We start from the raw sequence: 18,975 nt of genomic DNA on the forward strand, positions 1-18,975 counted from the left end.
ACCCGGGGTTGTCCCCGGGTGCGGCCCTTTTTTGGTCGGCTGGAAGGCGATTTCGCTTTGACTGCCGCTGTGCGGGGGTGCGTTCACCCGGCGTTGTGGCGTCTAGCAGGGGATGCGTACTGTGCGGGCCCGGAAATGTCCCTCTGCTGGGTGACAGAAGTTGTCCACATGTGGATCTCCGCGGGGGTGCTTTCAAGATCATCCGTGGGTGGGTCCCGGTAGACTGGCCCAGGGACGCCCCCCGGAGAGGGTGGGGGCCGGGCCAGGCTTGGGGTGGGCCCCCGGGGGTGTCAAGGGGGTTCGCTCGAAGGTGTGATGGGGCCGCTTGGGCAGGCTCGATTGGCGCACGTCGGATCCGCGCGGTTCGCGGTGGTGAGAGCGCGGCCAGGGCCTTGAGGCGGCGAGCCGAGGGCGTGAGGCAGCCCGCCCGAGGGATTGGGCCCGGCCGAGCCGAGGGCCAAGAGAGCAGGCAGGCCGACGGGCCAACCGCGCCGCGAAGGCGGCGGCAAGAAGGGCGAAGCGCTAGGCGGGTGGGGTGTCGCCGGGGGGCTTGGAGATGGTGACGCAGGTGAGGCGGGCGGTGCAGGTTCGGCGGTCGTGGTCGTCGGTGATGACGATCTCGAAGGTCGAGGTGGTGCGCCCGACGTGCAAGGGGGTGCACACGCCGGTGACGATGCCGGTGCGGACGGCTCGGTGGTGGGTGCAGGACAGTTCCAAGCCGACGGCGAGCTTGCCCTCGGGGGCGTTCAGCACCGCGGCGATCGAGCCCAGGGTCTCGGCGAGGACGGCGTTCGCGCCGCCGTGCAGGAGGCCGTAGGGCTGGAGGTTGCCCTTGACCGGCATGGTGCCCACGAGCCGCGCCGGGGTCCAGTCGGTGACGTCGATGCCGAGCTTGTCGGGCAGGAACTGGTCGGCCACCTCCGGGCGCGCCCCGGGCAGCTTGTCGCGGTCGATCCCGCTCATGGGTCCTCCGAAGGGTGTCGGTGCCCCACCCTAGACTCGCACCGTGCCTGCGAAGACTGAGACCCGTACCACCCCCCGGCTGCTGCTCATCGACGGCCACTCGATGGCGTACCGGGCGTTCTTCGCGCTGCCCAAGGAGAACTTCCAGACCGGCACCGGCCAGCACACCAACGCCGTCTACGGCTTCACCTCGATGCTGATCAACCTGCTGCGCGACGAGGCGCCCACCCACCTCGCGGTGTGCTTCGACGTGTCCCGCAAGACCTTCCGCACCGAGCACTTCGCCGAGTACAAGGCCAACCGCAGCGCCAGCCCGGACGAGTTCAAGGGGCAGGTCAGCCTGATCGAGGACGTCCTCGGCACGCTGAACATCACCAAGCTGTCGCTGGACAACTACGAGGCCGACGACCTCATCGCCACGCTGACCACGCAGGCCACCGCCGCGGGTTTCAAGGTCGCGATCTGCACCGGCGACCGCGACGCCCTGCAGTTGGTCACCGACGACGTCACCGTGCTCTACCCGGTCAAGGGCGTCTCCGAGCTGGCCCGCTACACCCCCGAGCTGGTGCAGGAGAAGTACGGCCTCTCGCCTGCCCAGTACCCGGACTTCGCCGCGCTGCGCGGGGACCCCAGCGACAACCTGCCCAACATCAAGGGCGTCGGCGAGAAGACGATCACCAAGTGGATCCAGCAGTTCGGCTCGCTCGGCGACCTGGTGGACCGGGTGGACGAGGTCAAGGGCAAGGCCGGTGAGGCGCTGCGGGCGAACCTGGCCGCGGTGCTGCTCAACCGGCAGCTGACCGAGCTGGTGCGCGACGTGCCGCTCGAGGTCGGTCCGGACGACCTCGAGGTGCGCGACTGGGACCGCGACGCGGTGCACCGGCTCTTCGACGAGCTGGAGTTCCGGGTGCTGCGCGACCGGCTGTTCGCGACGCTGTCCACCGCGGAACCCGAGGCCGAGGAGGGCTTCGAGGTCAGCGGCGGCGCCGTCGCGGCCGGGGAGCTGCCCGGCTGGTTGGCCACGCACGCGCCGCGCGGCACCCGCATCGGCCTGTCGTTCCGCGAGGTGGCGACCGGGGTATCCGGCCAAGCCGTCGAACTCAAGTCCGTCGCGCTGGCCACCGCCGGGGGAGAGGGCGTCTACGTCGACGTCACCACCCTCACCGAGGACGACGAGAAGGCGTTCAGCGACTGGCTGGCCGACCCGAGGGCGCCCAAGCTCGCCCACGACGTGAAGCGCTCGCTGCACGCCGTCCGGCACCGCGGCTGGGAGCTCGCGGGCCTGACCACCGACACCGCGCTCGCCGCGTACCTGGTGCGCCCCGGCCAGCGCACGTTCAACCTCGACGACCTCGTCCTGCGCTACCTGCAGCGGGAGCTGCGCGTGGAGGACGGTGACGGCGAGCAGCAGCTGTCCCTGCTCGACGACGAGGGCGACGACGAGCGCAAGCTCGCGGCGGGGGAGATCCTGCGCGCCCGCGCGATCGCCGAGCTGGCCGACGCGCTCGACACCGCGCTCGCCGAGACCGGGCAGGCGCCGCTGCTGGCCGACATGGAGCTGCCGCTGCTGCGGGTGCTCGCCGAGCTGGAGGCGGTCGGCATCGCGGTCGACGGCGAGCGGCTGTCCATCCTGGAGTCCGAGTTCGCCGCGCGGGTGCGCGACGCCGAGCGGGCCGCGTTCGACGTGATCGGCAAGGAGATCAACCTCGGCTCGCCCAAGCAGCTGCAGGTCGTGCTGTTCGACGAGCTGCAGATGCCCAAGACCAAGCGCACCAAGACCGGCTACACCACCGACGCCGAGGCGCTGACCACGCTGTTCGAGCTGACCGCGCACCCGTTCCTGGCGCACATGCTCGAGCACCGGGACGCGACCAGGCTGCGGGTCACCGTCGAGGGCCTGATCAAGTCGGTGTCCGACGGCGGCCGGGTGCACACCACGTTCAACCAGACCATCGCCGCGACCGGCCGGTTGTCCTCCACCGAGCCGAACCTGCAGAACATCCCGATCCGCACCGAGGCCGGGCGCACCATCCGCGAGGCCTTCGTGGTCGGTGCCGACTTCGCCGAGCTGCTCACCGCCGACTACAGCCAGATCGAGATGCGGATCATGGCGCACCTGTCGGAGGACGCGGCGCTGATCGAGGCGTTCAACTCGGGCTTCGACTTCCACGCGGCCACCGCGGCGCGGGTGTTCTCGGTGGAGCCGACCGCGGTCTCCCAGGAGCAGCGCGCCAAGATCAAGGCGATGAACTACGGCCTGGCCTACGGCCTGTCCGCCTACGGCCTGTCCCAGCAGCTGCGGATCACCACCGAGGAAGCCCGCGCGCTGATGGACGACTACTTCCAGGGCTTCGGCGGGGTCCGCGACTACCTGCACGAGGTGGTCGCGCGGGCCCGCAAGGAGGGCTACACCGAGACCCTCTTCGGCCGCCGCCGCTACCTGCCCGACCTGACCAGCGACAACCGGCAGCGCCGCGAGATGGCCGAGCGGATGGCCCTCAACGCCCCCATCCAGGGCAGCGCCGCCGACATCATCAAGGTCGCCATGCTCAACGTGCACCGCGAACTCGGCGCCGCGGGCCTGCGCACCCGGATGCTGCTGCAGGTCCACGACGAACTCGTGCTCGAGGTCGCCGACGGTGAGCGCGAGCAGGCCGAGTCCCTGGTCCGCGCCCAGATGGCGGCCGCGTTCCACCTGCGCGTCCCGCTCGACGTCTCCGTCGGGTTCGGCCGGTCCTGGAACGAGGCAGCGCACTAGACCGTGGTCCGCCCCAGGGCCATGATCCTTCCCGGGTAGGGGAGGGGACGGATGCAGAGCCGACCGCTGAGCGGGGTGGCCGCGACCGGCGCGGTGCGACGGGCGCTGGCGCGGTCGGTCGCGGGCCTGCTGGTCGGGGTCGCGCTGGTCGTCGTCGCCGGACAGTTGGGTGTGGCGATTGACGAGCGGCGGTCCGCCCCGGTGGCCCTGGAGTTGGCCCGCTTCGGCGTGGTGATGGCCGCCGTGGGCATGACCGCCGCTGGGGTGATCCTGAGTGGACGGTGGTCGCGCCGCCTCGTCGCCGTGCGCAGGCACGGGTGGCGCCCCGGCACCGCCACCGTCGACGAGGACTCGGTGCGCGTCACCTTGGACGTCGCGGGTGAGGTCGTCATCGACACCAACGGCGCCAAGACGACCGGTGGCCGTGTCCTGCTCGGAGGTTCGGGTGGTGGGGCCGTGCTCGTCTTCGCCGACGGCAGGGTCGTTCCCGGTCGCGAGATCCTGGGGAGACGGGGTCCGGAGCCGCGGTGATCCGCCGCCGGTCTCTGCCGGTGCTGGAAACAGGGCCGCGCGGTGGGCGATGATCATGCCGAAGGAGGGGATCATGGGCGACGACCACCTCACGACGACCGCGGCCGCGGGGGCGGTGCGCCGGGCCTTGCTGCGGTCGGTCGTGGTGCTCGTGCTCGGTGTCGCCCTGGTCGTCGTCGGTGGCCTGCTGGACGCCGCCGCCGAGGACCAGCGGTCCGGACTGCTGGCCGACGGCGTGCGGGTGCCCGGCGTGGTGGTGCGCGTCGAGGAGGCCACCCGGGTCACGTCCGCGTCGATCGACGTGCGGTTCGCTGTGGACGGACAGGACCGGGTGCGCACGCTGACCCTGCTCGTGCCGGACCCGCCGCCGCGCGTCGACGACCGGATCACGCTGTTCTACGACCCGGCGGACCCGGAGCGGGTGGCCTCCGCGCAGGCGGGCACCGAGCCCCCGGCGGTACTTGAGGTCGGCTACCTGGTCGCGGCCTCGCTCGGGGTCGTGCTGGTCGTGGCGGGCGCCGTCCTCAGTGTCCGGTGGCTGCGCCGCCTGCGGTCGGTCCGTTCGCACGGGTGGCGCCCCGGCACGGCCACCGTCGAGTCCCAGTTGGCCAGGATCGGTCTCGACGCGCGCGGCGAGGTCTTCGTCGACACCGGCCGGGTCCGCGCGCGCACCGGCCGGGTCCTGCTCGGCGGCTCGGGCAGTAGCGCGGTCATCGCCGCCGCCGACGGACGAGTTGTGGCGGGTCGAGAGGTGCCAGGTCCGGTCACCTGAGCGGGAGGGAGTCGGGGTGGGCATGCGAGGCGCGGGAGCGGCTCTGGTGGGGGCGGTGGCGCTCGTCGCGGTCGCGATGGTTCCCGGCGCGGTCCTGGAGAGCGAGTCCGATTCCCTGACGGCGAACGCCGTCGAGACGTCCGCGGTCGTGTTCGAGATCCGTGAGCACTCGCGGGGGGAGGACTCGATGCGGGTCCGGTACTCCGCCGACGGGGTCGACCGTGAGCAGTCGTTGCGCCTGGACAAGCCCTACACGATCGGCGAGCAGGTCAGGGTCATCTACGACCGCACGGATCCGGACCGGGTCGCGGTCGTCGGGGTCGAGTACGAGTCACCGTTCACGGTCTTGATGGTGGTGCTGCTCGGTGGCGCCGCCGCCCTCGTCGTCGTGGCGGTCGTGCTGGCGATCAACGGTCTCCGGGACGTGCTCGCGGCGGGTCGGGTGAACCTCCCCGGACGGCACCGGGTCCGCAAGGACGGCGACGGCAGGCACAGCCGCTGATCCCCCGACCGGGCGGTAACTAGGCTGGCCGGGTGGACCTCTACGACACCATCGCCCGCCGCCGGGACGTGCGCGCCGAGTTCACCGGTGCCGCCGTGGACGACGAGGTCCTGCGCCGCGTGCTCGGTGCCGCGCACGCCGCGCCCAGCGTGGGCATGACCCAGCCGTGGGACTTCGTGGTGGTCCGCGACCCCGGCACCCGCGCCCGGTTCCACCAGCACGTGCACGACGAACGCGCCCGCTTCGCCGCGACCCTCACCGGCGAGCGGGCGGCGACCTTCGACCGGATCAAGATCGACGGGATCCTGGAGTCGACGCTGTCGGTGGTCGTCACCTACGACGCGGACCGGGGCGGGCCGTCGGTGCTCGGCCGCCACGCCATCGCCGACGCGGGCCTGTACTCGGTGTGCCTGGCGATCCAGAACCTCTGGCTGGCCGCGACGGCCGAGAACTTGGGCGTCGGGTGGGTTAGCTTCTACCAGGAGGACCACCTCCGGTCCCTGCTGGAGATCCCCGCGTCGGTACGCCCGGTCGCCTGGCTCTGCCTCGGCCCGGTCGAGCGGCTCCAGGAGGTCCCGGACCTGGAACGACACGGTTGGCGGAGCCGCACCCCGGTCGAGCGGGTGACGCACTTCGAGCGCTGGGACGGCACCCCCTGACACGCAGGAGGCGGCGTGGCGATCAGACGAGCGTTGGTGCTGGGCGGAGCCGGGATGCTCACCGGGTGCGCGGAACGACTGGTGGTGGGCGGATGGCACGTGGTGTTGCCGTGCAGGCACTACGCGCCTCTAGCCGCCGATAACCACACTGGCAACGGTAAGGCTATCTGGGTGGAAGTCGACTGGACTCGCCCTCAGGTCTTGGCCACCAAGGCCGCCCGAGTCCTTGGCGCCCCCGCGGACCTCCTCATCACCTGGCTCCCCGACGACACCCTCCCCCCGACCCTGCGCGCCGTCGAACCCCTCCTAGCCCCGGGCGCCCCCGTCGTCGAGGCCCACGCCGCCCGCGACCGCTGGCCGACCCCGCTGCCCAACCACCCCACCCACCACGTCGTCCTCACGCCGATCGGCTACGCGGGCCGCACCCGGCGCCCGACACCGACGGAGATCACCGAGGGCATCCTGCACGCCACCGACCGCGCCCTGGCCGCCGCCAGGTAGCGGCGGATCCCTGACGGCCCACGCGGGGTGTCGACCGGTACCCGCCGAGGTGAGCGCGCACGTCGGGACGATCCCGGCCGTTCGTGGTGGTGTGGCGCACTTCGGGTGCACCTCGCCGGATGCCGGAAATCCGCGTCGATTCAGCCCCTAGCTTCACCCGAGCGTTTGTCGACACGACGATTGGGGACAGTATGCGGAAAGTGGTGGGTCTGTTCGCCGCGCTGCTGATCGCGCTCGGACTAGCGCAAGTGGGGACCGTGCAGGCGGGGGCGGCGCCGGCCAAGGTCACCGGGACGTGGTCGTGCACCGTGCCCGCGGGCTACACCTACATCTCGATGACCTACGTGACCAACGCGTGCGGCGGCGGCTCGGCGCCGTACTACAACGTGGAGGCACCCCGGGACCAGCTCTACGCCTGCACGGTGCCCGCCGGGTACACGTACACGCAGGTCATCAGCCAGTACAACATCTGCAACCCCAACGGGAACGGCCACAGCTTCTACCTGCGCGTCCCGAAGGACGAGCTCTACGCCTGCACGGTGCCGGGCAACTTCACCTACTCGCAGGTCATCGCCCAGACCAACATCTGCAACCCCGGGGGCAGCGGCCACACCTACTACCTCCGCACACCGCGCGACGGCCTCTACGCCTGCACCGTGCCCACGGGCTTCGGCTACTACTCCAGCTACAACCAGTACGGCGTCTGCAACCCGGGCGGGAACGCGCTGACGTACTACCTCCGGAAGCTCTAGCCCGGGGGTGAACCGCGGCGGTCCGGTCAGGGGGTGTCCTGAACGGACCGCTTGCGGTTGCGCGGGTCTGCCGTCTCGCGGGCGGTGGTTCTGTTGTCTCGCTTGCGGTTGGCCGGTGGTCCTTGGCGGTGTTCTCGGTTGCTCGACTGGGTGAATCCGGCCTGGCCGCTCTCGTTGCCCTTGTCTCCGCCCAGGTCGCGTTGTCCACAAGGGGTCGAGTTATCCACAGGTTTTCGCCATCACTCCTTCGGGGGAGGGGGTCCTTGTAGACTGGGCCTGGGGACGCCCCCCGGGACAGGGTGGGGGCTGGGGTTCGCGGGGGCGGCCTCCGGAACGGCGGCGCGAGGTGCTGGGGCGGCTGAGCGGGAGGGCCTTGGGGCGGCGGAGCCGTTGCGGCGCTGGGGTTGTGGGATCAGGGGGTGCGGAGGCCGCGGACCAGGGAGAGCACGGAGTCGCGGACCTCGGGGAGGGTTTGGTCGGGGCTGAAGACGAGCCAGTCCAGGGATACGACCAGGACGGTGCCGAACAGGGCGGACGACGCGGTGGCGACGCGGACACCGGCGGGTAGTTCTCCCGAGTCCGCGAGGCGTTGCAGTTGGCCCCGGATGATCGACGTGACCTCCTCCCGCAGCAGCGTCAGCGTCTGCTGCCACTGGCCCGGGGTCCGCCAGAGTTCGCTGACCAGGAGTTGGGCGAAGGTCGGGTACTCGGCGAAGAAGCCGAGCATGCCCTCCACCAACGCGGTCAGCGTGTCGGCGGCGGAGCCCGACACCGAACGCAGGCGGGTGGCCAGGAGGTCGACCCCGTGGCGGAGGAGGGCGTCGACGAGGCCGTCCTTGCTGCCGAAGTTGTAGTAGACCGTGCCCTTGGCGACCCCCGCCTCGGCGGCGATGTCGTCGACGGTGAGGCCGACCATGCCCCGGGTGCCCGCGAGGCGCAGGGTCGCGTCGAACAGCTTGCGCTTGGTGGCGGTGGTGCGGCTGGGTCGGGTCACAGCACCAGTTCCGGCTTGAGCCGCGCCGGGGTCCACACCCGCTGCCTGCGCGCGGCCAGGGTCGAGACCACGAGTCCTCCGATCAGGTAGGCGAGCAGCACGCCGACGTCGGTGCCGATGCCGCCCGAGGCGCCACCGTAGAGCAGGTGCCGCAGGCCGTCGACCACGTAGCCCATCGGCAGCGCGCGGTGCAGCGGGATCAGCGCGTCGGGCAGGGTCTGCCAGGGGAACGTGCCGCCCGCGCTGATCAGCTGAAGGATCAGCACCACCAGCGCGACGAACTTGCCGACCGGGCCGAGGAACGCGTTGAGGGCGTGCACGATCGACACGAACGTCAGCGAGGTCAGCACCAGGAACCCGAGGGTGGCCAGCGGGCGGGCCGGGTGGATGCCGATCAGCGTGGTGACCACCGCGAACATGATCACGACCTGGGCCACGCCGAGCGCCGCCGGGGTCAGCCAACCCGCGAGCGCGGTGCGGGCCGCGGGGTGCCCGGCGGCCAGGGCGCGCGCGGAGAGCGGGCGGATCAGCAGGAACAGCACGAACGCGCCGATCCACAGCGCCAGGCCGAGGAAGAACGGGGCGAGACCGGCGCCGTAGCTGCCCGCGCTGTTCTCGCCGACGGTGTGCACCGACACCGGGTCGCCGATGGTCTTGGCGGTGGCGTCGCGGGTCGCGTCGTCGGGGTGCGGGATCTGGCCGAGACCGGCGGTGAGGCCGTCGCGGAGCTGGACCGAGCCGTCCGACAGCGACTTGGTGCCCTCGGCGAGCTGGTCGGTGCCGGTCACCGCCTTGGCCTCGCCGTCGCGCAGCGCCACGGCACCCTCGCGCAGCTTGGTCGTGCCGGTGGCCAGTTCCCTGGCGCCCCCGGCCGCGTCGGAGATGCCCCCGGCCAGCGCGGGCGCGGCGGTGGCCAGCAGTTCCGCGCCGTCCGCGACCTGGTCGGCGCCGGTGGCCAACGCCCGCAGCTGCCCGCTCGCGGCCCGCACCTGGGTGTTCGCCTGCTCCACCGGCGTCCGCAGGGTCCGCAGCTGCGCCAGCACCCGGTCGACGTCGGAGTCCGACAGGCCCGCGTCGCGCAGGCTCTTCTCGATCGTCGAGTCCAGCTCGTCGAGGTGGTCCACCGCGGCCTGGGCCGCGGCCGACAGGTTCTCCGCCGTGCGCGCCACCTGCTCGTCACCGGTCGCGACCTTGCGCGCCCCGGTCGCCAGCTGCGTCGCCTGCGCGGGCAGGTCCTTCGTCTTGGCCTGCAGCGTGTCCAACCCGGTCGACAGCTTCTTGGTGCCCGCCGCCGCGGTGGTCGCGCCCTCGGCGAGCTGGGTGGCGCCGTCGGCGAGTTCGCGCTGCCCCTCGGCCAGCCGGGTCGCGCCGGTGCTGGCCTGGGTCGCGCCGTCGGCCAACCGGGCCGCGCCGTCGGCGGCCTGCTGGGTGCGCTGGTAGACGGTGCCGAAGCCGACCAGGAACTTCTCCGCCGCCTCGGTGCCCACCGAGGTCGCCACCGACTCGCGCACCGCGCTGACCACCCGGTCGGCGATCGTGCCGACCAGGTAGTTGTTGGCGTCGTTGGTGGTCACCGTGATCATGCCCTGGCGCGGGGCGAAGTCCGACGACGAGGCGAGCGAGGCGGAGAAGTCGCCGGGCAGCGTGATCGAGAACGTGTACTGGCCGGAGCGCACCCCGTCCTCGGCGGCCTTCGCGTCGACCTCGTGCCAGTCGAACTTGCCGGACGCCGCCAACTGGTCGGCCACCTTGCGCCCCGCGTCGAGCCGCGAGCCGTCCGCCCGGACCACGCCCTTGTCGGTCACCACGAGCGCGGCGGGGATCTTGTCCAACCGGTTGTACGGGTCGGCGTTCGCATAGAGGTAGAGGGACCCATAGAGCAGCGGCACCAGCACTAGAGCTAGGACTGCGAGCTTCGGCAGCGTGCCGGAGCTGACCCGGCGCAGTTCGTTGCGGGCGAGGCGGAAGACGCTCACAGGCTCGGCTCCAAGGGGGCGGGCTGCTCCGACTCACCGAGCCGGGCGGGGGTCATGGGCAGGCGCAGCGCGGTCGACGTCCCGCACAGCACGACGACGGCGCGGCCGTCGCGGGCGTGCGCCATCGCCGTCGGCAGCCAGTCGGCGGGGTTGCTGGAGTGCCGGTCGGGGGTGTCGATCACCAGCAGTTCGGCACCGGGTCGGCGCGCGGCCAGGCCGGTCAGCAGCGCGATCCTGGCCGCGCCGGGGACGTCCTCGAACCGGGTCGACGGCTCCAGGCCGTGCTCGGCGAGCAGCGCCGCCATGGCCGCCTTGCGCCCGCGCGCCCCGGCGAGCACCAACTCCTCGGCGATCACGTCGGCCACCCGCAGGTTCGGCTCCGGCGCGGTCACCTCCGGCGCGTCGACCAGCACCGCGTGCGCGCGCAGTTCGTCCGCCGATGGGGTGACAGATCCTTCCGACGGGGTGATCCGACCGGTCAGCGCGAGCCCGAACGCGGTATGCCCGGCATTGGGCTCCCCGGCCACGACCGCCACCTCGCCCGGGCGCACCCGCAGCGACGTCGGCTCCAGCAGCCGCCCGTGCGCGCCGGTGACCACGACCTGGTCCGCGTGGACCTCCATAGCGCCTCCTATTTGAACTGACCGGTCAGTTCAAATACTGCGCCGCCGCGGACGGGACCGCAAGCGGGCGCGCCGTGATCCCGCTGACTCGTTCGGGGGAACCGACCAGCGGGGCGCGCCATCAGAGCCCGCGTGACGAGACAGCTGAAACTGCTCATCGGCGGCCTGGTGTGCGCGCTCCTGCCCTACGTGCTCTTCCTCGGCATCACCGAGACCAAGCGGGTCAACGGCCAGGTCGTCGTGCACGAGTCGCTCAACGTCGGCGGCGTCATCGCGGGCATCGGCGCCCTCGCTATCGCCTGGGCCATGGCGATGAAGTGGGAGACCGAGGCGGACAAGGCGCCGCGCTGGCGGATCGCCGCCGCCGTGGTCGCCGTGCTCGGCGCCCTCCAGGTCGTGGTCAGCCTCGACCTGATCGGCTAGCGGACCGCGCTCGCGGGACGGGTCTCCCAGACTGTCCACAACGGCCGGTAGCCCTGCCGGGCCCAGAACACCGGTGACACTGGGTTCGGCGGGTTGTAATAGAGGAACGAGCCGACCGCGTCTGGCTTGAGCAGCTCCGCGTGCGCCACGTCCATCAGCGCGCGCCCCACTCCGGTGCCACGCGCGTGCGGTAGCACTGACAGGCAGTTCACGTAGCCCCAGCGGCCGTGCCTGACCCGGGTCTCCGCCCACGACCCCGGTACCGACTCGGTGTGCCACCCCTCGACGTGCCCCACCGCGATCCCGTCGACCTCCGCGATCCACACCGGATCCCCCTGCGCGAGGTGGCGGCGCAACGTCTCCCGCTTGATGTTCGACGCCCCCGCGCGCAACACCGCGCCGCCCACCAGCGTCGAGTACTCCACCTCGGCCATCGCGGAGATCACCAGCGCGTCGAGGTCGCCGAGCGTCGCCCGTCGGACTACGGCTGTCGGGTCGTCGCCCGCGGGTGCCGGTCCGCCAGTGCGCACCGCCAGCACAGCGAGAGGGACGAACCCGTGCGCGAGCAGCGCCGCGGTCGCCGTGACGTCCCGGCTGGGCCAGGTCACCAGGCACGCCGAGTCGGGACCGGGGGACAGGTTCGCCACGATCGACGGCCACCGCCGCAGCAGCGCGTCCACCCCGGCGCCGCCGGTCGACCCGACCATCGGGTGCAGCTCCCACACGTGGCCCGCCGACCACAGGGTCTGCGGCGACCCCGGGTCCAGCGTGGTCTTCGTGATCATCCCGGCCACCCGCTCGCCGTCGCGCAGCGCCGCCGTGATCAGGTCACCCGGCGGCGGTGCCACCGCGGCGGGCAGCAGCGGGTCCAGCGTCGAGAACCGGGCCGTCTGCGCCCGCAGCAGCGGCGCGGTCACCGTCGGCGGCAGCGGAAGATCGCGGTCCCCGGGAACAGCTCACCGCGCAGCGGGCTCCACTGGCCCCACTCCTGCGTGTGCCCCTCCGGCCACTCTGGCTCTATCAGGTCGAACAGGTCCAAACCGGCCGCGCCCAACGCCCGCACGTAGTCGCCCATGGTGCGGTGGTGCTCGACGTAGGTAGGCGTGCCGTCCGAGTCGACCTCTACATAGGGAGTGCGGTCGAAGTAAGAGCCGGTCACCCGCAGGCCGTCCGGACCGGGGTCGTCCGGGAAGATCCACCGCATCGGGTGAGTGACCGCGAACGTCCACGTGCCTCCCGGGCGTAAGACGCGGGCGACCTCCGCGAACACCGCGCCCACATCGGCCACGAACGGCACCGCGCCGAACGCCGAGCACGCGAGGTCGAAGGACCCCGATGCGAACGGCAGTTTCTCCGCGTTCGCCCGGACCAACGGGACGTGGGTGCCGGTCGCGATGTTGGCCGCTGAGGCGTACCGCAGCATCCCGCTCGACAGGTCCAACGCGACCGGGCGCGCGCCCTGATCGGCCAGCCACCGCGCGCACGGCGCCGACCCGCAGCCGACCTCGAGCACGTCCTTGCCCGCCACCGGGCCCAGAAGCCCCACGTCAGCCTCGCGCAGCCGCTCCGGGCACCACATGAAGTCGCTGACGCCGAGGAAATCGCCGTGCTCGCGGTGGTAGTCGTCGGCGTCGGCGTCCCACCAGGCGATGTTCGCCGCGACCGACTCCGCGGAGCCCACCGCCATCCGCGCCACACCGGTCGTCCCCAGGGCCTGCTCCGCGCTGGTCTCGCTCACCACCGGGCCATCCTCCCAGTCGCGCGCGGGGCGGGGGCGGCGGGAGGGTACCCCCGGGTTTGCCCGGCCGTCACGGGGCCGCGTAGGATACATCCGCGCGGTGGTAACGCGCTGCCCCGGGTTTCCTTCCGCTGGGAAGCCGTCGGCGGGAACAGTTCCGGGGTGGCGCGCGTTGGCGGTGTTGGTTCCTGTTGTCCGGGTGTCCGTCGGCGGCCCGATCCCGCGGCGCCCCAAGAACTGAACCCAGCGACCCCCAATCCGTACCGGAGCCACCTACCTAATGTCCACCGACACCACCATTGTCCCGGCCGCGACCGCGCCGAAGCAGCAGGTCGCCATCAACGACATCGGGACGGAGGAGGAGTTCCTCGCCGCGATCGACGCGACGATCAAGTACTTCAACGACGGTGACATCGTTGAGGGCACGATCGTCAAGGTCGACCGGGATGAGGTCCTGCTCGACATCGGCTACAAGACTGAGGGTGTCATCCCCTCGCGCGAGCTGTCGATCAAGCACGATGTCGACCCCGCCGACGTGGTCAGCGTCGGCGACGAGGTCGAGGCCCTGGTTCTCCAGAAGGAGGACAAGGAGGGCCGCCTGATCCTGTCCAAGAAGCGCGCTCAGTACGAGCGGGCCTGGGGCACGATCGAGGCGCTCAAGGAGTCGGACGAGCCGGTCAAGGGCACGGTCATCGAGGTTGTCAAGGGTGGTCTCATCCTGGACATCGGTCTGCGCGGCTTCCTCCCCGCGTCGCTGGTCGAGATGCGCCGCGTGCGCGACCTGCAGCCGTACGTGGGCCGCGAGCTCGAGGCGAAGATCATAGAGCTGGACAAGAACCGCAACAACGTGGTTCTCTCCCGCCGCGCCTGGCTCGAGCAGACCCAGTCCGAGGTGCGCAGCGAGTTCCTCAACCAGCTGCAGAAGGGCCAGGTCCGCAAGGGCGTCGTGTCCTCGATCGTCAACTTCGGTGCCTTCGTGGACCTCGGTGGCGTCGACGGCCTGGTGCACGTCTCGGAGCTGTCCTGGAAGCACATCGACCACCCCTCCGAGGTCGTCGAGGTCGGCCAGGAGGTCACCGTCGAGGTGCTCGACGTGGACATGGAGCGCGAGCGCGTCTCGCTCTCGCTCAAGGCCACCCAGGAAGACCCGTGGCGCCAGTTCGCCCGCACCCACGCGATCGGCCAGATCGTGCCGGGCAAGGTCACCAAGCTGGTTCCGTTCGGTGCGTTCGTCCGCGTGGACGAGGGCATCGAGGGCCTGGTCCACATCTCCGAGCTGGCCGAGCGCCACGTGGAGATCCCGGAGCAGGTCGTGCAGGTCGGCAACGACGTCATGGTCAAGGTCATCGACATCGACCTCGAGCGGCGCCGCATCTCGCTCTCGCTGAAGCAGGCGAACGAGGGCTTCACCACCGAGACCGAGTTCGACCCGACCCAGTACGGCATGGCCGCCGAGTACGACCCCGAGGGCAACTACATCTACCCCGAGGGCTTCGACCCGGACACCCAGGAGTGGCAGGAAGGCTTCGAGAAGCAGCGCGAGGAGTGGGAGCGCCAGTACGCCGACGCGCACGCCCGCTACGAGCAGCACATGAAGCAGATCGCCAAGGCCGCTGAGGCCGACGCGGCCGCCGAGGCCGAGGGCGTCATCGCCGCGGCCACCGGCGGTGGGGAGCAGAACTACTCCTCCACCGGCGGCGGCGAGAAGCCCGCCCAGTCCGGCGGCACCCTCGCTTCCGACGAGCAGCTCGCGGCCCTCCGCGAGAAGCTCTCCGGCGGCGTGTGAGCTAGCTGAACTCTCCGAGAGCCCCGCGCCTGCTCAGGTGCGGGGCTCTCGGCTTTCCTGAACCAGATCCCAGCGGTTCCCCGTATTGCCAACAGCCGCGACTCGGCTACTCAGACCGCCTGCGCCCCGCGCGGACCTTCCGCACGCCGCTGCCCACGACCAATCCCGCCGCCACGATCGCCCCGCTGGCAGGCGCCACCACCACGATCACGACCAACGCCACGACGACCGGCAGCACCAGGAAAACCGCCCGCCGAGTCCGCCGAGGATCGTCGACGAGATACCCGACCAGCCCGTGCGGATGCGGCCTCACCACCGGCGCTCACCCACCGGCGCGGCTTTGGCCTTGAGGGCACGTCGAAGCGCGGGAGCCCGCACCAACACCCGCACCGCACAGGCCACCTGCGCCCACCACGAACACCCCGAGGCGGCCAGTTCGTGCAACTCGCTCTCGAAGATCTCCCGGTACTGGTCTCGACTCCCCACCGGCAACACCCGAGCCGCCCACACCGCGAACCGCAGCGATGTCGACACCGGTCGTTCGATCTCAGCGGGTGTGGGGGCGGTCATCGCTGACAGCCACGCCCGCAGCTCGACGAGGTGGGTTCGCGCGACACGGAGGTGGTCGATGACCACGCGCTCTTCAGGTGTCCACTCGGTCATCGGGATCTCGCACCACTTCGCGAGCTCCGCCCAGAGCACATCGCCGAGCACACTCGCCAGATCGCGGTTGGGTGGATTCGCGCAGAGCGCCGAGTAGATCCCGGTAGCGATCCTGTCAGCGGTGCCGGGGGTGACCAGGTCGTCAACAGCCTCCGCTGCTGTACACGCGATCGCGAGCGCGGTCCGCAGGTCTGTCGTTCGCGTGTGCGCGCGGCGAATACGCGCAACCGCTCGCACCAGTCTCACGGAGTTGCGTGGTGAGAGCTCCATGGTCATCGCTCACCGGCCAGGCGCGGGCGGAGGTGGGCGAGTGCGGTGACGGAGCTGTTCGCCCGGTGCAGTGCGGCCCGCACAAGGGCGACGCTCGCCGGATCGATGCTGTAGTACCGCCGCCTCGGCCTGCCCTCGCGCGCCGGGTCGACCTCTTCCCAGCGGCTGCGCAGCCACCCGACCCGTTCCAGCCGGGCGAGGATCGGGTGGATCGTCCCGCTCGGCAGTCCCGCCTCGGCGCAGATCTCCAGCCCGTAGTACTCGCGGGTGGGGTCGGTCATCAGCGTCCGGAGCACGAGCTGGGTCGGCAGGGTCATCCTCGGGCCAGCCATGGTCTAACTCTACCTAGCCCCTAGGTAGAGAACAACCAGCCCTCCTCTTTCGCGGGCGGGGGAGGCGGTTTACCGTCTCCGGATGCGGATCCTGCTGGTGCCCCTGGTCGCGGTGCTGGCGGCGGCGTGCACGTCAGCGCCCCCTCCACCCGCGAAGGTGCCGGAGGTTCCGCAGTTCGCCACGACGACGACCAAGGCGCGGGTGGAGCGGACGGCGTTGCCGTCGTCGTGTGGGCGGATGTTGAGTCGGCAGGACCTGGACGACGTGGTGGACACGGTGATCACCGGGCGGACGGAGGTCGTCGTGGGGGTTGGTCTGCCGAAGATCGGGCGGACGGGGCGGATCGACTGCTACTTCGGGATTCCGCAGGACCAGCCGCCCGCCGCCGCCGTCCTCACCGTGGGGATGGCGGCCTACACGGACGAGGCCTCAGCGAAGCAGCGGGTTCAGGAGACCGTCGACAGCGAGCGGGACAAGGGCATCGCGGCGGAGGAGGTCAAGGTCGGCGCGGATACCGGGTACCTGCTCGACGGTGACACCCGGACCGTCGTGGTCGCGCACGGCAAGCTCACGGTGGCGGTGACGGTCGCCAAGACCCTCGCCACGCCGGAGCAGGTGGGCAAGCTCGCCGACCTGGCGCTCACCGAGCGCTAGGCGGTCCGGACCTGGGGGGCCCACGCGCGCTCGACGGCAGCGGCGGCGGCGCGGCGGCGCAAACCGGCGAGGCTGTGCCGGGCGGGCACCAGCAGCAGCGACCACCACGTGCGGTGTGCGGGCACGGACAGGTACTCGGTGCAGTGCACCAGGCCCGGCGTGCCGAGCCGGTGCCGTCCCCGGCGCCTCGTGTCGCGCATTGGTTCCTCCGCTTGGGTGATGGCCCTGGGGGCACCGTAGCCGGCTGAAGTGGCAAAACGCCGGTAACCGCGCGGCGTGTCCCGGGTGCGCTTGTCAACAGTTCACCCGCGAACCACTCGGTGGTGGAAGAATGCGCCCCCATGCTGCGAGTCGGCCTCACCGGCGGGATCGGGTCGGGAAAATCCACTGTGGCGGCCAGGTTGGCCGAGCACGGCGCGGTCGTCGTCGACGCCGACCGGGTGGCCAGGGCGGTGGTCGAGCCGGGCACCCCGGGGCTGGCCGCGATCGCCGAGGAGTTCGGGCCCGGCGTCATCACCGACGGCGCGCTCGACCGCCCCAGGCTGGCGGGCATCGTGTTCACCGACGACGCCGCCCGGCAGCGGTTGAACGCGATCGTGCACCCCCTCGTGCGGGCCAGGACCGCGGAGTTGGTCGCCGCCGCGCCGCCGGACTCGATCGTCGTGCAGGACGTGCCGCTGCTGGTGGAGAACGGGATGGGCGCGCTCTACCACCTCGTCATCGTGGTCGACGCCCCCGTCGAGACCCGGATCCGCAGGCTCGTCGACCACCGCGGCCTCGCCGAGTCCGACGCCCGCGCCCGGATCGCCGCCCAGGCCGACGACGACGCCCGCCGGGCCGCGGCCGACATCTGGCTGTCCAACGCGGGCACCCCGGACGAGACCAGGGCGGCGGTCGACGCGCTGTGGACCGACCGGCTCGCCCCCTACGAGGAGAACACCCGCCTGCGCCGCCCGTTCAGCCGCGGCGCGCCCAGGGTCGTCGACTACGACCTGACCTGGCCCGCCCAGGCCGAACGGCTGCTGGCCCGGCTGCGGCTGGCCGTGGGCCCGGCCGCGCTGCGCGTCGACCACATCGGCTCGACCTCGGTGCCCGGCCTGGCCGCCAAGGACATCCTCGACTTCCAGGTCGTCGTCCCCACCCTCGACGACTCCCTGGCCGAGCCCCTGTCCGCGGCCGGTTTCCCCCGCGCGCACGGGTTCGACAGCGACATCGGGCACCCACCCGGCTCACCGGAGACCCCGAAGCACGTCCACGTCGGCGTCGACCCCGGCCGGTGGGCCAACGTGCACGTGCGCGCCCAGGACTCGCCGTTCGCCAGGATCAGCCTGCTGTTCCCGGCCTGGCTGCGCGCGGACGACTCGGCGCGCGCCGAGTACGCCCAGGTCAAGCGCGGGTTGGCGGGGCAGCACGCGAACATCCCCGCCTACGGCGACGCCAAGGAGCCGTGGTTCGACGGGGCGATCCAGCGGGCCGAGCGGTGGGCGGCGGCGACCGGCTGGCGCGCCGACTAGAACGGCGGCCAGACCTCGAACACGTGCTTGTAGGCCAGCCACGACGACAGGTCGTGCCGGAACCGGCTGAGCTCCTCGAGGGTCTGGTGCACGGTGCACAGCGCGAGGTCGGCGTCCCCGACCCGCAGCACCCGACCGGCGACGGCGGCCGCGAACTCCTCCGACCGCACGATCCTGGCCGTGGTCCCGCCCGGGGCGGCCAGGCCCAGCAGCAGGTCGGTGGTGCGCCAGGTGCGGCCGTCGCGCAGCACCCGGACCGCGGTGAGCACACTCGGGCCGCCCTTGGCGTGCCGGGAGCGCGGCTTGCTCTGGGTGAGCCGCAGGTTGAGGTGCGGCAGCAGCCAGGTCACCTCGGAGTCGGAGAACGGGTCCTCCGGGGTCGGGCACTCCATGCGCAGGCCCCAGCGTTCGACCTGGCAGGTGCGGAGGGTCCGGGTCATCCCGGAGGAGTAGCTGCGTACCGCGGTCACCGTGTCGACGATGTCGACCAGCTGCGGGGTGATGGCCGTGCCCACGCGGCCAGAGCGTAGTCGCGGACATGCGTTCTGTGACTACCAGGGTCG

At 71.7% G+C, this 18,975-nt stretch carries 22 protein-coding genes; 11 read left to right on the plus strand and 11 right to left on the minus strand.

What is annotated here, in order from left to right; all coding sequences use genetic code 11:
* Nucleotides 1-522: 522 nt before the first annotated feature.
* Entirely contained in the window at nucleotides 523-963 is a 441-nt protein-coding gene (locus LV79_RS21915; RefSeq protein ID WP_253840057.1) for a hotdog fold thioesterase, read from the minus strand.
* Between the two features lie 43 nt (nucleotides 964-1,006).
* On the opposite strand from LV79_RS21915, the gene polA reads away from it, so the two are divergent.
* From polA to LV79_RS21950, 7 genes are all read left to right on the plus strand, one after another.
* Nucleotides 1,007-3,721: a DNA polymerase I gene (gene polA / locus LV79_RS21920; RefSeq protein ID WP_285469916.1), complete on the plus strand. Its 2,715-nt coding sequence runs from the start codon at nucleotides 1,007-1,009 to the stop codon at nucleotides 3,719-3,721.
* Nucleotides 3,722-3,772: 51 nt separating this feature from the next.
* A complete protein-coding gene (locus LV79_RS21925) occupies nucleotides 3,773-4,252 on the plus strand; it encodes a hypothetical protein (RefSeq protein ID WP_253840058.1) in 480 nt (159 codons plus the stop codon).
* Nucleotides 4,253-4,301: 49 nt separating this feature from the next.
* Nucleotides 4,302-5,024, plus strand: a complete 723-nt coding sequence (locus tag LV79_RS21930) for a DUF3592 domain-containing protein (RefSeq protein ID WP_253840059.1) — start codon at nucleotides 4,302-4,304, stop codon at nucleotides 5,022-5,024.
* Between the two features lie 22 nt (nucleotides 5,025-5,046).
* Nucleotides 5,047-5,526 carry a DUF3592 domain-containing protein gene (locus LV79_RS21935; protein WP_253840060.1) on the plus strand — a complete coding sequence of 160 codons (480 nt, stop codon included), beginning with the start codon at nucleotides 5,047-5,049 and terminating at the stop codon, nucleotides 5,524-5,526.
* A gap of 32 nt (nucleotides 5,527-5,558) precedes the next feature.
* A complete protein-coding gene (gene bluB / locus LV79_RS21940) occupies nucleotides 5,559-6,185 on the plus strand; it encodes a 5,6-dimethylbenzimidazole synthase (RefSeq protein ID WP_253840061.1) in 627 nt (208 codons plus the stop codon).
* 15 nt (nucleotides 6,186-6,200) lie between these two features.
* Complete coding sequence (locus LV79_RS21945) at nucleotides 6,201-6,686, plus strand: hypothetical protein (protein WP_253840062.1); 486 nt, start codon at nucleotides 6,201-6,203, stop codon at nucleotides 6,684-6,686.
* Nucleotides 6,687-6,877: 191 nt separating this feature from the next.
* A complete protein-coding gene (locus LV79_RS21950) occupies nucleotides 6,878-7,438 on the plus strand; it encodes a hypothetical protein (protein ID WP_253840063.1) in 561 nt (186 codons plus the stop codon).
* A gap of 412 nt (nucleotides 7,439-7,850) precedes the next feature.
* Here LV79_RS21950 and LV79_RS21955 read toward each other — a convergent pair whose 3' ends face one another.
* The 3 genes from LV79_RS21955 to LV79_RS21965 are packed head-to-tail and all read right to left on the minus strand — an operon-like array spanning nucleotide 7,851 to nucleotide 11,031.
* Nucleotides 7,851-8,432 carry a TetR/AcrR family transcriptional regulator gene (locus LV79_RS21955; protein ID WP_253840064.1) on the minus strand — a complete coding sequence of 194 codons (582 nt, stop codon included), beginning with the start codon at nucleotides 8,430-8,432 and terminating at the stop codon, nucleotides 7,851-7,853.
* Nucleotides 8,429-10,408: a YhgE/Pip family protein gene (locus LV79_RS21960; RefSeq protein WP_253840065.1), complete on the minus strand. Its 1,980-nt coding sequence runs from the start codon at nucleotides 10,406-10,408 to the stop codon at nucleotides 8,429-8,431. Before LV79_RS21960 ends, LV79_RS21955 begins: the two co-directional genes overlap by 4 nt.
* Nucleotides 10,405-11,031 carry an ATP-binding cassette domain-containing protein gene (locus LV79_RS21965; protein ID WP_253840066.1) on the minus strand — a complete coding sequence of 209 codons (627 nt, stop codon included), beginning with the start codon at nucleotides 11,029-11,031 and terminating at the stop codon, nucleotides 10,405-10,407. Before LV79_RS21965 ends, LV79_RS21960 begins: the two co-directional genes overlap by 4 nt.
* 132 nt (nucleotides 11,032-11,163) lie before the next feature.
* Here LV79_RS21965 and LV79_RS21970 point away from each other — a divergent pair, with 132 nt between their 5' ends.
* Entirely contained in the window at nucleotides 11,164-11,454 is a 291-nt protein-coding gene (locus LV79_RS21970; RefSeq protein WP_253840067.1) for a hypothetical protein, read from the plus strand.
* Here the strand turns inward: LV79_RS21970 and LV79_RS21975 are convergent.
* On the minus strand, nucleotides 11,451-12,371 hold the full coding sequence (locus LV79_RS21975; protein WP_253840068.1) for a GNAT family N-acetyltransferase: 921 nt from the start codon (nucleotides 12,369-12,371) through the stop codon (nucleotides 11,451-11,453). The genes LV79_RS21970 and LV79_RS21975 overlap by 4 nt on opposite strands.
* Nucleotides 12,368-13,141, minus strand: coding sequence for a class I SAM-dependent methyltransferase (locus LV79_RS21980; RefSeq protein ID WP_253840386.1), 774 nt, complete (start codon nucleotides 13,139-13,141; stop codon nucleotides 12,368-12,370). Before LV79_RS21980 ends, LV79_RS21975 begins: the two co-directional genes overlap by 4 nt.
* Before the next feature lie 331 nt (nucleotides 13,142-13,472).
* Between LV79_RS21980 and rpsA the strand changes: the two genes are divergently transcribed.
* The gene (gene rpsA / locus LV79_RS21985) at nucleotides 13,473-14,978 is read left to right on the plus strand and encodes a 30S ribosomal protein S1 (protein ID WP_253840069.1); all 1,506 of its coding nucleotides are present in this window, start codon (nucleotides 13,473-13,475) and stop codon (nucleotides 14,976-14,978) included.
* 106 nt (nucleotides 14,979-15,084) lie between these two features.
* Here rpsA and LV79_RS21990 read toward each other — a convergent pair whose 3' ends face one another.
* The 3 genes from LV79_RS21990 to LV79_RS22000 are packed head-to-tail and all read right to left on the minus strand — an operon-like array spanning nucleotide 15,085 to nucleotide 16,243.
* Nucleotides 15,085-15,294: a hypothetical protein gene (locus LV79_RS21990; protein WP_253840070.1), complete on the minus strand. Its 210-nt coding sequence runs from the start codon at nucleotides 15,292-15,294 to the stop codon at nucleotides 15,085-15,087.
* Complete coding sequence (locus LV79_RS21995; protein WP_253840071.1) at nucleotides 15,288-15,878, minus strand: hypothetical protein; 591 nt, start codon at nucleotides 15,876-15,878, stop codon at nucleotides 15,288-15,290. The genes LV79_RS21990 and LV79_RS21995 overlap by 7 nt, the downstream gene beginning before the upstream one ends.
* Nucleotides 15,879-15,913: 35 nt before the next feature.
* Nucleotides 15,914-16,243: a PadR family transcriptional regulator gene (locus tag LV79_RS22000; RefSeq protein WP_253840072.1), complete on the minus strand. Its 330-nt coding sequence runs from the start codon at nucleotides 16,241-16,243 to the stop codon at nucleotides 15,914-15,916.
* Nucleotides 16,244-16,325: 82 nt separating this feature from the next.
* On the opposite strand from LV79_RS22000, the gene LV79_RS22005 reads away from it, so the two are divergent.
* Nucleotides 16,326-16,898: a hypothetical protein gene (locus tag LV79_RS22005; protein WP_253840073.1), complete on the plus strand. Its 573-nt coding sequence runs from the start codon at nucleotides 16,326-16,328 to the stop codon at nucleotides 16,896-16,898.
* On the opposite strand, the gene LV79_RS22010 is transcribed toward LV79_RS22005, so the two are convergent.
* Nucleotides 16,895-17,098: a hypothetical protein gene (locus LV79_RS22010; protein WP_253840074.1), complete on the minus strand. Its 204-nt coding sequence runs from the start codon at nucleotides 17,096-17,098 to the stop codon at nucleotides 16,895-16,897. The genes LV79_RS22005 and LV79_RS22010 overlap by 4 nt on opposite strands.
* 141 nt (nucleotides 17,099-17,239) lie before the next feature.
* On the opposite strand from LV79_RS22010, the gene coaE reads away from it, so the two are divergent.
* Complete coding sequence (gene coaE, locus LV79_RS22015) at nucleotides 17,240-18,412, plus strand: dephospho-CoA kinase (protein WP_253840075.1); 1,173 nt, start codon at nucleotides 17,240-17,242, stop codon at nucleotides 18,410-18,412.
* On the opposite strand, the gene LV79_RS22020 is transcribed toward coaE, so the two are convergent.
* Nucleotides 18,409-18,927, minus strand: coding sequence for a ribonuclease FAU-1 family protein (locus LV79_RS22020; protein ID WP_253840076.1), 519 nt, complete (start codon nucleotides 18,925-18,927; stop codon nucleotides 18,409-18,411). The two genes, coaE and LV79_RS22020, sit on opposite strands and share 4 nt — an antisense overlap.
* Nucleotides 18,928-18,975: the final 48 nt, after the last annotated feature.

Origin of the sequence: Actinokineospora globicatena (assembly GCF_024171945.1) — a bacterium.
Classification (GTDB): domain Bacteria; phylum Actinomycetota; class Actinomycetes; order Mycobacteriales; family Pseudonocardiaceae; genus Actinokineospora; species Actinokineospora globicatena.

Excerpts from the sequence above, each read along its gene's own strand:
- LV79_RS21915 (WP_253840057.1), bottom strand. The coding sequence starts at position 963 with ATGAGCGGGATCGACCGCGACAAGCTGCCCGGGGCGCGCCCGGAGGTG.
- LV79_RS21925 (WP_253840058.1), top strand. The coding sequence starts at position 3,773 with ATGCAGAGCCGACCGCTGAGCGGGGTGGCCGCGACCGGCGCGGTGCGA.
- LV79_RS21930 (WP_253840059.1), top strand. The coding sequence starts at position 4,302 with ATGATCATGCCGAAGGAGGGGATCATGGGCGACGACCACCTCACGACG.
- LV79_RS21935 (WP_253840060.1), top strand. The coding sequence starts at position 5,047 with ATGCGAGGCGCGGGAGCGGCTCTGGTGGGGGCGGTGGCGCTCGTCGCG.
- LV79_RS21950 (WP_253840063.1), top strand. The coding sequence starts at position 6,878 with ATGCGGAAAGTGGTGGGTCTGTTCGCCGCGCTGCTGATCGCGCTCGGA.
- LV79_RS21965 (WP_253840066.1), bottom strand. The coding sequence starts at position 11,031 with ATGGAGGTCCACGCGGACCAGGTCGTGGTCACCGGCGCGCACGGGCGG.
- LV79_RS21980 (WP_253840386.1), bottom strand. The coding sequence starts at position 13,141 with ATGGCGGTGGGCTCCGCGGAGTCGGTCGCGGCGAACATCGCCTGGTGG.
- rpsA (WP_253840069.1), top strand. The coding sequence starts at position 13,473 with ATGTCCACCGACACCACCATTGTCCCGGCCGCGACCGCGCCGAAGCAG.
- LV79_RS22000 (WP_253840072.1), bottom strand. The coding sequence starts at position 16,243 with ATGGCTGGCCCGAGGATGACCCTGCCGACCCAGCTCGTGCTCCGGACG.
- LV79_RS22005 (WP_253840073.1), top strand. The coding sequence starts at position 16,326 with ATGCGGATCCTGCTGGTGCCCCTGGTCGCGGTGCTGGCGGCGGCGTGC.
- LV79_RS22010 (WP_253840074.1), bottom strand. The coding sequence starts at position 17,098 with ATGCGCGACACGAGGCGCCGGGGACGGCACCGGCTCGGCACGCCGGGC.
- coaE (WP_253840075.1), top strand. The coding sequence starts at position 17,240 with ATGCTGCGAGTCGGCCTCACCGGCGGGATCGGGTCGGGAAAATCCACT.